The 13,321-nt window shown below is 72.2% G+C and carries 13 protein-coding genes, 2 tRNA genes, 1 other RNA gene and 1 pseudogene; 10 read left to right on the forward strand and 7 right to left on the reverse strand.

Going from position 1 to position 13,321, the window contains the following annotated elements:
- Positions 1-95 precede the first annotated feature (95 nt).
- Complete coding sequence (locus tag ACLJN9_RS28615) at positions 96-488, forward strand: YybH family protein (protein ID WP_410814743.1); 393 nt, start codon at positions 96-98, stop codon at positions 486-488.
- Positions 489-530: 42 nt separating this feature from the next.
- Here ACLJN9_RS28615 and ACLJN9_RS28620 read toward each other — a convergent pair whose 3' ends face one another.
- Together ACLJN9_RS28620 and ffs are read right to left on the reverse strand one after the other, a co-directional pair.
- Positions 531-3,422, reverse strand: coding sequence for a DNA polymerase III subunit gamma and tau (locus tag ACLJN9_RS28620; protein ID WP_410814744.1), 2,892 nt, complete (start codon positions 3,420-3,422; stop codon positions 531-533).
- 100 nt (positions 3,423-3,522) lie between these two features.
- An RNA gene (ffs, locus tag ACLJN9_RS28625) (signal recognition particle sRNA small type) lies at positions 3,523-3,612 on the reverse strand.
- An 82-nt stretch (positions 3,613-3,694) separates the two neighbouring features.
- On the opposite strand from ffs, the gene ACLJN9_RS28630 reads away from it, so the two are divergent.
- Both ACLJN9_RS28630 and ACLJN9_RS28635 read left to right on the forward strand, forming a co-directional pair.
- Positions 3,695-3,779: transfer RNA gene (locus tag ACLJN9_RS28630), tRNA-Ser, on the forward strand.
- Positions 3,780-3,855: 76 nt separating this feature from the next.
- Positions 3,856-4,692: a class I SAM-dependent methyltransferase gene (locus tag ACLJN9_RS28635; RefSeq protein ID WP_410814745.1), complete on the forward strand. Its 837-nt coding sequence runs from the start codon at positions 3,856-3,858 to the stop codon at positions 4,690-4,692.
- 8 nt (positions 4,693-4,700) lie between these two features.
- On the opposite strand, the gene ACLJN9_RS28640 is transcribed toward ACLJN9_RS28635, so the two are convergent.
- Positions 4,701-4,850: a hypothetical protein gene (locus ACLJN9_RS28640; RefSeq protein WP_410814747.1), complete on the reverse strand. Its 150-nt coding sequence runs from the start codon at positions 4,848-4,850 to the stop codon at positions 4,701-4,703.
- Positions 4,851-4,930: 80 nt separating this feature from the next.
- On the opposite strand from ACLJN9_RS28640, the pseudogene ACLJN9_RS28645 reads away from it, so the two are divergent.
- The 3 genes and pseudogenes from ACLJN9_RS28645 to ACLJN9_RS28655 form a co-directional block, all read left to right on the forward strand.
- A pseudogene (locus ACLJN9_RS28645) lies at positions 4,931-5,068 on the forward strand (DUF397 domain-containing protein); the annotation flags it as partial.
- A gap of 104 nt (positions 5,069-5,172) precedes the next feature.
- A complete protein-coding gene (locus tag ACLJN9_RS28650) occupies positions 5,173-5,727 on the forward strand; it encodes a hypothetical protein (RefSeq protein WP_410814748.1) in 555 nt (184 codons plus the stop codon).
- A 92-nt stretch (positions 5,728-5,819) separates the two neighbouring features.
- Positions 5,820-6,302 (forward strand): hypothetical protein, encoded by a 483-nt coding sequence (locus ACLJN9_RS28655; RefSeq protein ID WP_410814790.1) that lies wholly within the window; start codon positions 5,820-5,822, stop codon positions 6,300-6,302.
- A 62-nt stretch (positions 6,303-6,364) separates the two neighbouring features.
- On the opposite strand, the gene ACLJN9_RS28660 is transcribed toward ACLJN9_RS28655, so the two are convergent.
- Entirely contained in the window at positions 6,365-8,017 is a 1,653-nt protein-coding gene (locus ACLJN9_RS28660; RefSeq protein ID WP_410814749.1) for a carboxylesterase/lipase family protein, read from the reverse strand.
- Between the two features lie 183 nt (positions 8,018-8,200).
- On the opposite strand from ACLJN9_RS28660, the gene ACLJN9_RS28665 reads away from it, so the two are divergent.
- A complete protein-coding gene (locus tag ACLJN9_RS28665; RefSeq protein ID WP_410814750.1) occupies positions 8,201-9,130 on the forward strand; it encodes a TetR/AcrR family transcriptional regulator C-terminal domain-containing protein in 930 nt (309 codons plus the stop codon).
- 17 nt (positions 9,131-9,147) lie between these two features.
- Here the strand turns inward: ACLJN9_RS28665 and ACLJN9_RS28670 are convergent, their stop codons facing one another.
- Complete coding sequence (locus ACLJN9_RS28670; protein ID WP_410814751.1) at positions 9,148-9,780, reverse strand: TetR/AcrR family transcriptional regulator; 633 nt, start codon at positions 9,778-9,780, stop codon at positions 9,148-9,150.
- A 124-nt stretch (positions 9,781-9,904) separates the two neighbouring features.
- On the opposite strand from ACLJN9_RS28670, the gene ACLJN9_RS28675 reads away from it, so the two are divergent.
- Complete coding sequence (locus ACLJN9_RS28675) at positions 9,905-10,819, forward strand: TIGR03620 family F420-dependent LLM class oxidoreductase (RefSeq protein WP_410814752.1); 915 nt, start codon at positions 9,905-9,907, stop codon at positions 10,817-10,819.
- A gap of 59 nt (positions 10,820-10,878) precedes the next feature.
- Positions 10,879-11,628, forward strand: a complete 750-nt coding sequence (locus ACLJN9_RS28680; RefSeq protein WP_410814753.1) for an SDR family oxidoreductase — start codon at positions 10,879-10,881, stop codon at positions 11,626-11,628.
- 68 nt (positions 11,629-11,696) lie between these two features.
- Here the strand turns inward: ACLJN9_RS28680 and ACLJN9_RS28685 are convergent.
- Positions 11,697-11,783: transfer RNA gene (locus tag ACLJN9_RS28685), tRNA-Ser, on the reverse strand.
- 75 nt (positions 11,784-11,858) lie between these two features.
- Here ACLJN9_RS28685 and deoD point away from each other — a divergent pair.
- Positions 11,859-12,566: a purine-nucleoside phosphorylase gene (gene deoD, locus ACLJN9_RS28690; RefSeq protein WP_030328147.1), complete on the forward strand. Its 708-nt coding sequence runs from the start codon at positions 11,859-11,861 to the stop codon at positions 12,564-12,566.
- A 137-nt stretch (positions 12,567-12,703) separates the two neighbouring features.
- Here deoD and ACLJN9_RS28695 read toward each other — a convergent pair whose 3' ends face one another.
- Entirely contained in the window at positions 12,704-13,150 is a 447-nt protein-coding gene (locus ACLJN9_RS28695; protein ID WP_410814791.1) for a nucleoside deaminase, read from the reverse strand.
- Between the last annotated feature and the right edge of the window lie 171 nt (positions 13,151-13,321).

Below are 13,321 nucleotides of genomic sequence, written 5' to 3' on the forward strand. Positions count from 1 at the left end.
GACTACTTGGACCACTAACCTTATAGTGGTCCAAGTAGTCAAGAAAACCGGCCGGACCCGGCCCGGTGACGCCATCGCAGAATCGGAGTTTCCTGATGCCCGCAGCGACCCCCGCCGCCCTGATCGACACGCTCGTCGACGCCCGCAACCGCGGCGACGTCGGGGCGGCATTCGCCTGCTATGCCACCGACGCCACGATCGTCGCCCAGCCTGGTCAGGTCCTGCGGGGCGGCGACGGCGTCCGTGGGGTCCTCGACTACTTCACCTCGCTCACGCCGACCTTCGAGGTGAGCGGCCGCACGATCCTCGAGGCCGGCGACATCGCCCTGCACCACTCGCAGTGGACGCTGCGCGGCACCGACGCCGCAGGTGACGCTGTCGAGTTCACCGGCGCGTCGGCCGACGTCCTGCACCGCAAGAGTGACGGCAGCTGGCTGATGGCCATCGACAACCCGTGGGGCGCCGGCATCCTCGGTGCGACCGAATAGGGCGCGACGCGGCATCGCCGCTCGTCCCGGCGACACTTCCGCCTAGCGCGCGTCGACCTCGTCGATCTTCTCGGCCCCAAACGTCTCGCGGAGCAGCCGTACCGCCTGCTCCTCGCTGGACTCCCGGGCGGTCTTCTCGTCGATGACCTCGTCCAGCGGCTCGTCGCCCGGGTCGAACCCCTCGTAGGTCGGGGTCGCCGCCGATGCCGCGCCCGCCGGCTTGCCCGCGCGTGACGGACCGTCGAAGTCCGGGTCGTAGGGGGGCTCACCGGCCCACTCGGCGTCCGCGGTGAGCCGGGTCGCCGTTCCGGTACGCGGACCGCGCCCCGCCGCCGCCGCACGGGCTGCGGCGATGGCGCTGCTCACCGGGGCACCGCCGGCGGCGGGCTGGCGAGCAGCCGGCGTCGGATTGGCCCGTCCGCCCGGCCTACCGCCGCCGGCCACCGCGCTCGTGCCGCTGTTCGCGCCGGCACCCGTTCCGCCCGGCCCGGTGCCGTTCCCGCCGCTAGGACCGCGCTCCGCGCCGTTCCCGCCGGTACGACCGCGCTCCGCGCCGTTCCCGCCGGCCGGCGCCGATCCGGAACCGCCGGAGGCGGCGTCGTCCACGGCACCGCCCGGCCGGGCGGCCTCCGGCCAGTCCTCGTCATCCGTCGCCTCGGCTGCGGGAGCGCTGCCGCCGGGGCGGGCGGCCTCCGGCCAGTCGTCGTCGGCGTCAGCCGACGCGGTCGGTGCCGACGGCTGCCCGCCGGGCTGCCGACTCGTACCGCGGCCGCTGGACGCGTTCGCGTCGGCACCCCCGCCAGAGGGAACACCAGGACCACCCCGCGCACCGGACGGGCCGGCGGGCAGACCGTCGCGGGCACCCGAGCCGCCGGTCGGGCCGGTAGCAACGGTCGCGTTCGGGACGGTGGATACGTCCGTCGGGACGGCAGCAACGGTGGCGCTCGGGACGGGTGATGCGTCCGTCGGGGCGGCGGGTGCGTTCGTCGGGACCGGTGGGACGTCGACCGGGGAGGGTGGGGCGTCGACCGGGGCGGATCGGGCCGGTGCGGCGGGCTGCGAGCGCGACGGACCGGCCAACGACACGCCGCCCCGCTCGCCGGCCACCTCGCAGCGGATCTGCCAGCGCCCGCCCAACTCCTCGTAGAGCGCGTCGGTGAGCACCGAGGCGTGATCGGCCATCATCTTGGCCAGCACGGTGGACTTGACCGTCAGCACCAGCATGTCGCCGTCGAGTTCACGGACGACCGCGTCGCGCATCAGGGCGGCGATCCGCTTGTTGCTCCGGTTGACCTTGCCGACCACATCCGGCCAGACCCGGCGGACCGCGACCGCATCCAGCGCCGCGGCCGGCGCGCCGGGCCGGGGCGGCTCGGGCGTCGCCGGGTCGGGGAGCACCGCCGACGGTGGGACCACCCGGCGCGGGGCCGGCGAGCCGGAGCCCGGTCCGGCGGGCGAGAACGCTGCGGCCCGGTCACCGGTTGCCGACCCGGCGGCAGCCGACGCGCCGGGCGACACCGGGATGGGCGAGTCGGCGGCCGGAGCACTTGAGGTCGGAGCACTTGAGGTTGGGGCGTTGGCCGAGGCGCCCGGGGCCGCAGCGCTCGGGCCGGAGGCACCCGGGGACTCCGCCGGGTCGACCGACCACGGGGGTGCCGAGGTCGGGGCAGCGGCGGGTGCGGGGGCGGCGGCAGCCGGGGACGGAGTGGCCGACTGGAGGCGTACACCAGGGTGGGTGGCCGGCGCGGAGCCGGCGGCGACGTCGGTGCCGCCCAGGGTGAGCCGGCGTTCCATCCGTTCCAGGCGCTGGAGCAGGCCGCCGGTGGAGTCGTCCGCGCCGGGCAGCAGCATCCGGGCGCAGATGAGCTCCAGCAGCAGCCGGGGCGCGGTGGTGCCGCGCATCTCGACCAGGCCGTCGTGCACGATGTCGGCGCAGCGGGAGAGCGTGCCCGGGCCGAGGTGCGAGGCCTGGGCGGCCATCCGCTCGATCTGGTCGGCGGGGCCGTCGATCAGGCCCTTCGCGGCGGCGTCCGGCACCTGCTGGAGCACGATCAGGTCACGCAGCCGCTCCAGCAGATCCGAGGCGAACCGGCGCAGGTCGTGCCCGGCCTCGGCGACCCGGTCGACGGTGGCGTACGCGGCGGCGCCGTCACCGGCGGCCAGCGCGTCGCACATCTCGTCGATCAACGCGGCGTCGGTGACCCCGAGCAGCGCGGCGGCTCGGGCGTAGGTGACGCCCTCCGACCCGGCGCCGGCGATGAGCTGGTCGAGCACGGAGAGGCTGTCCCGCATGCTGCCCCCACCGGCGCGCACCACCAGGGGGAAGACCGCCGGCTCGACGGTCACCCCCTCCGCCTCGGTGAGTTGCTCCAGGTATGGCCGGAGCACCTTCGGCGGGAACAGCCGGAACGGGTAGTGGTGGGTCCGCGACCTGATCGTGCCGAGGACCTTCTCCGGTTCGGTGGTGGCGAAGATGAACTTGACGTACTCCGGAGGCTCCTCGACAAGCTTGAGCAGGGCGTTGAAGCCCTGGGTCGAGACCATGTGCGCCTCGTCGATGATATAGATCTTGAAGCGGCTGCTGGCCGGCGCGAAGAAGGCACGTTCGCGCAGCTCCCGGGCGTCGTCGACGCCGCCGTGGCTGGCCGCGTCGATCTCGAGGACGTCGATCGAGCCGGCGCCGTCGGTGGCCAACGAACGGCAGGACCCACACTTGCCGCACGGCTCGGGGGTGGGGCCCTGCTCACAGTTGAGCGAGCGGGCCAGGATCCGAGCGCTGGAGGTCTTGCCGCAGCCGCGCGGGCCGGAGAAGAGGTAGGCGTGGTTGAGCCGCCCGCTGCGCAGCGCCTGCGACAGCGGTTCGGTGACCTGCTCCTGGCCGATCATCTCGGCGAAGGTACGCGGCCGGTACTTGCGGTAGAGCGCCAGCGTCACTCGTCCCGCCTCCTCTCGACCGAGCCATTCTGCGCCGGTCGGACGCGGGTGACCACCCACCCCGCCGGGCACCGTGGGTGGCCGCCGGGTCCGCAGACAAAAAGGCCTCCCGTGCACCCGGCAGAGCTCGCTTATCCTTGCTGCCTTCCGGCCCTGGGGAGGTTCACGAGATACCGCCGCACGGGAGGTGTCGCCAAGCCTACCCGACCGCCGGTCGATCTTCGGGGGGTGGTGGGGTGACCGTGCCCGTGGGGGCCTGTATCCTGGCTCGCGGAGGATTCGCCTAGAGGCCTAGGGCGCACGCTTGGAAAGCGTGTTGGGTTTACACCCTCACGAGTTCGAATCTCGTATCCTCCGCTCGCCTCAACGACAGAAACGCCCGGCAGACCGACAAAGGTCCGCCGGGCGTTGGTCTTGTGGTCCCATCGACGTCATGGCAGACACGGCGTGGGAGTGGGATGAGACGTTGTACGCGGGCAGCGCCCGCCACTACAGCGTCGGTCGGATGCCGTACCCGCGGGGCCTCGCGGAGACCGTTGGCAAGGAACTCGACCTCGACGGCACCGGCCGACTCCTGGACGTCGGCTGCGGGCCCGGTTCGGTGACGCTCCTGCTCGCGCCCCTGTTCGCATCGGCGGTGGGCGTCGACGCCGACCAGGGCATGATCAACGAGGCACGGCGCAGGACAGGAGAGGCCGGGATCACCAACGTCGAGTGGCGGCACCTACGCGCCGAGGCTCTGCCGGCCGACCTGGGCACGTTCCGGGTGGTTACGTTCGCCCAGTCGTTCCACTGGATGGATCGGCCCCTCGTGGCCCGTCGCGTCCGCGACATGCTCGCGCCGGACGGAGCCTGGGTCCACGTCGGCGCAAGCACGCACCAGGGCGTGACCGGGGACGACGTGCTTCCGTACCCCCGGCCGCCCTGGCAGCAGATCGACGAGCTGGTCGCCAGCTACCTGGGGCCGGTCCGCCGGGCCGGTCAGGGATACCTGCCCTCCGGCACCCCCGGCGGGGAGGGGGAGATCATGCGGCAGGCTGGCTTCGCCTGTCCCACCCGCATCGCGGTCGACCAGGGGATGGTCGTGGAACGCGGCGTGAGCGAGATCGTCTCGGCGGTGTTCTCGCTGTCCAGCTCGGCACCGCACCTGTTCGCCGATCGACTCGCCGCCTTCGAGGCGGATCTGCGTCACCTCCTGTCCGAAGCGGCGCGCGATGGTCGCTTCGCGGAGCGCAGACGGGGGATCGACATCGTCATCTGGCGCCCCTGACCACCTCGTCATCCGCGGGCGCGGGCCCAGGAGAGGAAGCGGTCGGTCAGCCGGGCGGGATCCACATCGGCGAGGTGAACGCCCGCCTCCGCCTGGAGCGTCGCCAGGTAGACCGTCAACGCCACCCGGTCGTGCCGGTACTCGGCGAGCAGCCGCAACGTGGCCGCCGAGCAGGGCCAGGCGATGCCGCACGCCGCGCAGCGCCAGGTGGGACGGGTGGGCAGATGATCCCGGTGGCGACGGCGCGTGTGTCGAGGTCGCCGACAACCTGCCCGAGGTGGTCGGCGTCCGGGACTCGAAGGACCCGAACGGGCCGGCGCTCACCTTCGCGCCGGCGGCCTGGCGCGCGTTCGTCACCCGGCTCGCCTGCGGGTCTGACGGCGACCGGCCCCTCCGGTACGGTCCGGGGATCGACACCGGCGCGGCCGGAACGCGTCGTACACATGTTCTATCCACAGGCTGTGGACGGCGGAGGGACCGATGGGTTACCAGCTCAGTGCGGTGGTCGCGGATGCGGATCTGCTTCGCGAGCAGGCCGCCGAGCTGGATCACGCGGTCCTCGGCGAGCTGCGCCAGGACTTCGCGCTGCTGCCGGTCACCCCGCAGTTGGTGGTGGAGTTGACCGGGTCTCTGCCGGACTTCGCGCTGGACGACCGGACCGATGAGCACCCGTTCGGCCTGGTGCTGTCACCGACGCTGGTCGAGGTGCTGGCCGGTTGGTCGCAGCAGGGGCCGGTGGCGTACCTGGAGGCGGAGTTCGTCGGCGGCACCGGCTACCAGTCGGCGGCGGTGTGGCTCGGTGGCGCGTCGTCCTGGGGTCCGCGGTTCGACAATGTGCTCGACGCGCCCCGCGACCAGTGGCCGATCAACGCGGCGCTGATCCGGCTCGGTGTCGAGCGGGGTACGTGGATCGACCCGTTCGCGGAACTCGGGTTGCACCTGGAGCGCAACACCGACGGGTGGCTGGCGCACGGACGGCGACAGCTCAGCGCGGACTACTGGGACGAGTTGGTCGAGGAGTGGGAAAACAGGTAATCCGTCGATCGGCAGCAACCTGGAGCCTCCGGCCCCGTTGGGGACTGGGGGATTCCATGAAATTGCGACAATTTTCTTTTATCGCCACGCTGCTGACGGCTGCCTCGATCGCGGGCAGCGGCGTACCGCCGTCCGGGACGCTCCCGGCCGGAAGCGTCGACGTCATCGGCCTGAACGGCCTGCGCAACATCGAGTTCGGCGTCACCGAGGACGAGCTGACGGCCCGGGGCATCCTGCGTACCGACCTGGCGGCCTGCGGGCCGACGCTCGCCGGCCACGACATGGTCAGCCCGGTCTTCGCCGACGACAGACTGGTGCTGCTCTGGCTCGGTGACCCGATGCGGACGCCGGAGGGCATCACCACGGGCTCACCGGTCGACCAGGTCTGGGATCGATATCCGTCGGTCACGCGGCTGCGCGCTCCACAGGGGACACACCGGTTCGACGGGCTGCTCGCCCGCAGCGGCGACCGCGCGTACCTGTTCCTGCACGACGGGCGCACGGTCCGCAAGACCATCGCCGGGTACGCGGACTGGGCCCGCCGCCTCTTCGAGGAGGGCGCCGACCCCTGCTGAGCCGAACGCGGGGCGGACCGGCCCACGAGAGACCGGTCCGCCCGACGCGCCCGCCGACGGCATCACCCGCGCAGCGACCGCCAGAAGTCGTACGAGTGGGCCGCCGCGAAATCCGTCGAGCCGGATCCACCGTCTCCGGAGAACACCCGCACGTACGGCGAATCGCTGCGCAGCCGCGGCCAGTCCACCCGACCCGACCGGGCGAAGTCGCTCCACGCACGGACCATCTCGTCGGAGAGCCGCCGCTGACCCGGTGTGAGTGCCTCGGCGTAGTCCACCGTGAACAGGTACGGCAGCTCCGCGCAGTGGTACGCGCCGGTGGGAAAGGTCGGCTCGGGGCCGTCGGAGAAGAACGGTGCGTCCGTGTCGGCGAACTCGTAGGCGTACGTCGGCACCCGGCGGGCGAATGCCAGCGCGGCGGAATACACCGGTTCGGCGTAGTCGCGGTCGGTCAGCACGGCCGCCAGCGTCTCGCTCGCGTGGTGCGCGTCGTCTCGTGGGTATCGGGCCAACACCTCGTCCGCCCCGTCACCGAAGGCCGTCCGCACCTGCTCGCGGTACTGCTCGTCGGTGAGGGGGCACGGCTCGGGCCGCTGCCCCGGCTCCGGCGGCGTCGGGCAGTTCATCCCACTGCGTTCCATCCCCCACACCAGCAGCGTGTTCTCGTTCCGGTTCATCCCCGTCAACACCGGCACCCGGTGCAGTCGCCCGGCGGCCAGCGCGTCCGCCGGACTGAGCGGCAGCGTGCGGCCGTCGACGAACGGGCCGAGATCGACACCCGCACCCGGGTAGCCGGCCGCCTGGATCAGCGCGGCGGGGTCACGCCCGCGCAGGCAGGCCGCGACCGCACCCGGGTCCGTGCAGCCGACCACTCGGGCGACATCCTCGGCCGCGTCGGTCGCGTCAGCCCGGGTCTGCACCGGGTTGGCGCACGAGTTGCTCTGCACGATCGCTCGATGGAACAGGCCACCGGCGGCGGGCGACGCGAGCTGCGCGCAGACGCTGGCGGCCCCGGCGGACTGGCCGAACAGGGTGACGTTGCCGGGGTCACCGCCGAAGGCCGCCGCATTGCGCCGTACCCACCGCAGCGCCGCCTGCTGATCCTGGAGGCCGTAGTTGCCGACGGACCGGCCGGCGTCAGCCAGCGCCGGATGCGCCAGGAAGCCCAGCGCGCCGAGCCGGTAGTTCACCGTGACGACGATGACGTCACCGCCGACCGCCAGCCGCCGACCGCCGTACACGTCCCCGCTACCGAACCGGAAGTCACCACCGTGCAGCCACACCAGCACCGGTCGGGGTGTCCTCGTAGCGGTGCGAGGCGTGGTGACGTTGAGGTAGAGGCAGTCCTCGGACTCCGAGGGCCGATCCATCGGCAGCCCTTCGAGTTGGGCGCAGGCGTCACCCGGGCGGGTCGCGTCCCGGACCCCGGTCCACACCGGACCGGGCTGCGGCGGTGCCCAGCGCAGCGCGCCCAGCGGCGGGCGCGCGTACGGAATTCCCCGAAACGACCGGTGATCCATCGCGACGGCGCCCCGCACCGCGCCCTGGTCGGTCCGCACGACCGCGGCGCTCCGGCCGTCAGCCGCGGCCTCGCCACCGAGCACCGCCGGCGCGAGCAGGGCGACGGAAACCACCACGGCAAGCCATCGGGAGCGGACCCTGCGGGCGGTCGGCTGCGCCACGGAAGCCGATCCGGGGTACGGGATGTCGGTCATGATGTCTCCCACTCGTCGAAACCAGTACGCCGTACGCACCGTGTTTCGGCGAGCATGCCGAGCCGGCCACCACGCGGCCAGGGAGCTCTAGTACGCCCACCACGGTGACCGACCAGCATCGACGGGCCGACGGTCAGCGCTCTAGTGCGCTACGGTCACACTCCGATCGATGCGGAGGCGACCGTGACCGAGATCGACGAGTCCACGCCGCCCTACCTGCGCATAGTCGCGGAGCTGCGGAGCCGCATCACGACGGGCGAGCTGGGCCCCGGCGACCGGGTGCCGTCGACCCGGCAGATCGTCCGGCAGTGGGGGGTCGCGATGGCGACTGCCAGCCGGGCCCTCACCGCTCTCCGTCAGGAAGACCTGGTGCGGGCGGTCCCCGGTGTGGGCATGGTGGTGACCGGCACAGAGCCAGCCGGACGGGCCGAGCCGGTCGACGTGCGGCGAGTGCCCGCCCGAGGGATGACCCGTGACCAGGTGGTACGCACCGCCACCGGCATCGCCGACGCCGAGGGCCTGCCGGCGCTCAGCATGCGGCGCATCGCGACCGAGCTGGACGTGCCCACCATGTCGCTGTACCGGTACGTCCGCGGCAAGGAGCAGCTCCTACTGCTGATGGCGGACGCGGCCTTCGCCGCCCACCGCCTGCCCCGCACGTTTCCACCCGGGTGGCGAGCCCAACTGGACCTGCTCTGCCGGCTCCAGTGGTCGATCTACCGGCGGCATCCCTGGCTGGCCCAGGTCATCTCGCTGACCCGCCCGGTGATGGCACCGCACGCCGTCGCGCACACCGAATGGGCGCTGCGCGCGCTGGCCGGACATGGCCTGGATCAACACACCCAGCTCCACCTGGCGGCCGCACTGGCCAACCACGTACGCGGCACCGCGGTGAACCTGGAGCGGGAAGCCGAGGCGGAACAGGACACCGGTCTGACCGACGACGAGTGGATGGTGGCCCAGGCCGACACGTTGGGCGCGCTACTCGCGGCCGGCGAGTTTCCGCACCTGGCCCGGCTCACCCGGTCGACGGTGGACCTCAACGTGGAGAGTCTGTTCGAGTTCGGCCTGCAACGGCTGCTCGACGGAATCGCTGAGCTGCTCGAACGGTGAACGCCCGCTGGCCGGGCTCACGCCGTCCCGGTGGCGTGCTCGGGCAGCCGCGCTCCTGACGCGGCGGCGAAGCCGGCAAGCGCTATCTCGGCCGCCTGCTGCAGGTCGGCCCGGCTGACCCCGGCGGCAGCGTGCACCGACTGCCCTTCGGTGACGATCGAGACGAAACGGGCGAGCGCGGCCGGGTCGGCGTGGGCGGGTAGGTCGCCGTCGGCGACCGCGCTGGCGAACCGGTCGGCGAGGGCCCGTTCGCCGACCAGACGGCTGGCGGCGAGGAACCCGGCGACCGAGGCGTTCTCGGTGGAGCAGGCGGTGCCGCCCTGGATCGACAGGCAGCCGGCCGGCCGGTCGAGGCGGGTCACGGCGACCACGTTGTCGCGCAGCAGGCTGGCGACGACCTCGTACGCGGTCGGTTGGGCGAACGCGTCCCGCGCGTACCCCATGTCCTGTTCGGCGTAGCGGGCCACGGCCTTGCGGAACAACTCCTCCTTGCCCCCGTAGGCGGCGTAGAGACTGGGTTTGTTGATACCCATGGCGGCGGTGAGGTCGCTCACCGACGCGCCCTCATATCCCTGACGCCAGAACACCTCGACCGCGCGCTCCAGCGCCGCATCGGCGTCGAAACCCCTTGGTCGTCCTCGCTGCGGCACGGCTCGCCACCTCCCGCCACCCATGTTACCCGCAGGACAACCGATCGGTACAGAAATTTGTCGGACCTGCCGGGAGTTGCTACGGTTACTTGAGTACCGCTCGGTACAGAAATTGGAGGATGGTGTGGGGAAACGACTGAAGACCTCGCTGCCTGCGGTCGGGCTCTGGAGCATGGAGCTGCGTGGCGCCGCCAACCCGGACGTCCGGGACGCGGCAACCGAACTCGACGAGCGGGGCTTCCGGGCACTGTGGGTGCCCGGCCTGGACGGCGGCGGGGCCGTGGACGACATCGGGCACCTGTTGGACGCGGCACCGCACTCCACCATCGCGCTGGGCGTGCTGGCGATCTGGGGCCAGGACCCGGTAGCGCTGGGTGACCGGCTGGCCGCGCTGGACGCCGCGCACGGCCCTCGGGCGGTCTTCGGGTTCGGGGTGAGCAACGCCCACTCCGCCGCCCAGGCAGGTCAGGAGTACGGCCGACCGGTGGAGTCGATGAGCCGCTGGCTGGATGCCCTCGACGCCGCGCCTCGGCCGGTTCCCGTCGAGCGGCGCATCCTCGGCGCGCTCGGCCCGAAGATGGCGGACCTGGCGGCCGACCGGACGGCCGGCTGGCACCCGTTTCTGGTGACTCCGGGTTACACCGCCACGCAGCGGGAACGCGTCGGTGCGCAGCCGCTGGTCGCTCCGCACCTCGCTGTCGTCCTCGACGAGGATCCAGACCGGGCCCGCGCCGCCGCTCGCGCCGGAATCGGGATGTTTCTCGGTTTCCCCACGTACCGGGCCAACCTGGTGCGCCTCGGGTTCACCGACGACGACCTGATCCCCGGGGGCAGCGACCGCCTGATCGACGCCCTGGTCGCCTGGGGTGACCTGGACGCGGTGGCCACGCGCATCCAGGAGCACCTGGACGCGGGCGCGGACCACGTCGCCCTCCACGTGCTGCGACCCGACGACCCGGGTCGGCCGGCCCTGCCCCTGCCCCTGCCCCAGTGGCGCGAGCTGGCCACCCTTCTGCCGAATTTCTCCACCACCCACTGACCACCGGCCAAAAGCCAACCGGCCGGACCAACCGCACCGCAATCCTGAGGAGATCCATCGTGGGACAGCTTGACGGCAAGACCGCTCTCGTCACCGGGGGCACCACCGGCATCGGCCTGGCGGCCGCCCGCCGCTTCGCCGACGAGGGCGCGCACGTCTTCGTCACCGGCCGGCGCAAGGGCCCGCTGGACGAGGCCGTCGCGAGCATCGGCGCCAACGCCACCGGCATCACCAGCGACGTGAGCAACCTCGACGACCTGGACCGGGTCATGCAGGCGATCGAAGCCCGGGGCGCCGGCCTGGACGTGCTGTTCGCCAACGCCGGAGGCGGGGAGTTCCTCCCGCTGGGCTCGATCACGGTCGAGCACTTCGCGAGCACCTTCGACGCCAACGTCCGCGGCACCCTCTTCACCGTGCAGAAGGCCCTGCACCTGCTCAACGAGGGCGCCTCGGTCGTGCTGACCGGCTCGACGGCCGCGGTCAACGGCACCCCGGCGTTCAGCGTGTACGCCGCCTCCAAGGCCGCGATCCGCTCGTTCGGCCGCACCTGGGCCGCAGAGCTGGTCGGCCGGAAGATCCGGGTCAACACCCTGATCCCCGGCCCGACCGAGACCCCGGGGCTCGCCGGACTGGCCCCCAGCCCGGAGGAGGCCGAGGGCCTGTTGCAGGCCATCGCCTCGGGCGTGCCCATGGGCCGCATGGCCCACCCGGACGAGATCGCCAACGCCGCGCTCTTCCTCGCCACCGACCAGAGCAGCTTCATGACCGGCAGCGAGATCTTCGTCGACGGCGGTCAGCAGCAGCTCTGACCGTGGGCACACAGCGAAACGCCCGGCCGATCCTCGCGGATCGACCGGGCGTTTCTGCACTTCATGAGCGGTGGCGGAGGGATTTGAACCCTCGGAGGGCGTTAACCCTCACACGCTTTCGAGGCGTGCTCCTTAGGCCGCTCGGACACGCCACCGCCGACGAGGGTACAGGACCGCTGGTTCGGACGCCGAACCGGTATCGGCGGAGCCGGCCTGGCAGGATCTTTGCCATGAGTACGCACATCGGCGCGAAGCCGGGCGAGATCGCCGAGCGGGTCCTGATGCCGGGCGACCCCCTGCGGGCCAAGTGGATCGCGGAGACCTACCTCGAGGGCGCGACCTGCTACTCGACGGTTCGGGGCATGCTGGGCTTCACCGGTCGTTGGAACGGCGTCGAGGTCTCCGTCCAGGGCTCCGGCATGGGCATGCCGTCGGCCTCCATCTACGCCCACGAGCTGATCAACGAGTACGGCGTGAAGACGCTGATCCGGGTCGGCTCCTGCGGCGCCCTCAGCACCGACCTCCAACTGCGCGACGTGGTGGCCGCCATCGGGTCGTCCACCGACTCGAACATGAACCGGATGCGCTTCGACGGGTTGATCGACTATGCCCCGGTGGCCGACTTCGGTCTGCTGCGTACCTCGGTCGAGGTGGCCGAGCGGCGCGGCATCAGCATGCACGTCGGGCCGATCCTGGCCGCGGACGCCTTCTACACCGACCGGCCGGACCTCTACGACACGCTCGCCGACTACGGCGTGCTGGCCGTCGAGATGGAGTCCGCGGCGCTCTACACGATCGCCGCCCGGTTCAAGGCCCGCGCGCTGACCGTGCTGACCGTGAGCGACCACATCAAGACCGGCGAGAAGACCACCTCCGAGGAGCGGGAGCAGACCTTCAGCCAGATGGTCGAGATCGCCCTCGACACCATCATCGCCTGACCCGCCGGCCTCGTCGGGGCGATATCACTGCTGAGAGCGTGATGACTCTGTGGCATTTTGATGCCCTGGAGTCATCACGCTTCTTCGTGTGATGCATCCCCCGCCGCGACACGTCGGACCAGCACGACGGGCGATCCTCAGCGGAAGAAGGCGCGCAGTACGGCTGCGGTCTCGGCTTCGAGCACGCCGCCGTAGACCTCTGGGCGGTGGTTGAGCCGACGGTCGCGTAGGACGTCCCAGAGTGAGCCGGCGGCGCCGGTCTTCGGCTCCCACGCGCCGAAGACGACAGTGGAGACCCGGGCCAGCACCAGCGCACCCGCGCACATGGTGCACGGTTCCAGGGTGACCACCAGGGTGCAGCCGTCCAGCCGCCAGCGGCCGAGCCGCGAGGCGCCCCGGCGCAGCGCCAGCACCTCGGCGTGCCCGGTGGGATCGCCGGTCAACTCCCGCTCGTTGCGCCCGGTCGCCAACTCGGTCCCGTCCGGGCCGTAGAGCACCGCACCCACCGGCACGTCGTCCACGTCGGCGGAGCCGGCGTCGTCGACGGCCGGGCCGGTGACGGCTACCTCCAGGGCGCGGCGCATCCACAACTCGTGCCGTTGGCGCCGGCCGAACTCGCCCGGGTCGGCCAGACCCTCGTGGGCGCCGGGGCCTGCGCGGCCCACCGCCCCGGGGGTCGGCTGCCCGGGCCGGATCGTCTCGAGCAGAGGGTCGGTGGCGTCGGCCGGCTCCGCGCCGCCCGCCGGTACCGTCGC

Source organism: Micromonospora sp. 067-2, from assembly GCF_046549295.1.
In the GTDB taxonomy this organism is placed as follows: domain Bacteria; phylum Actinomycetota; class Actinomycetes; order Mycobacteriales; family Micromonosporaceae; genus Micromonospora.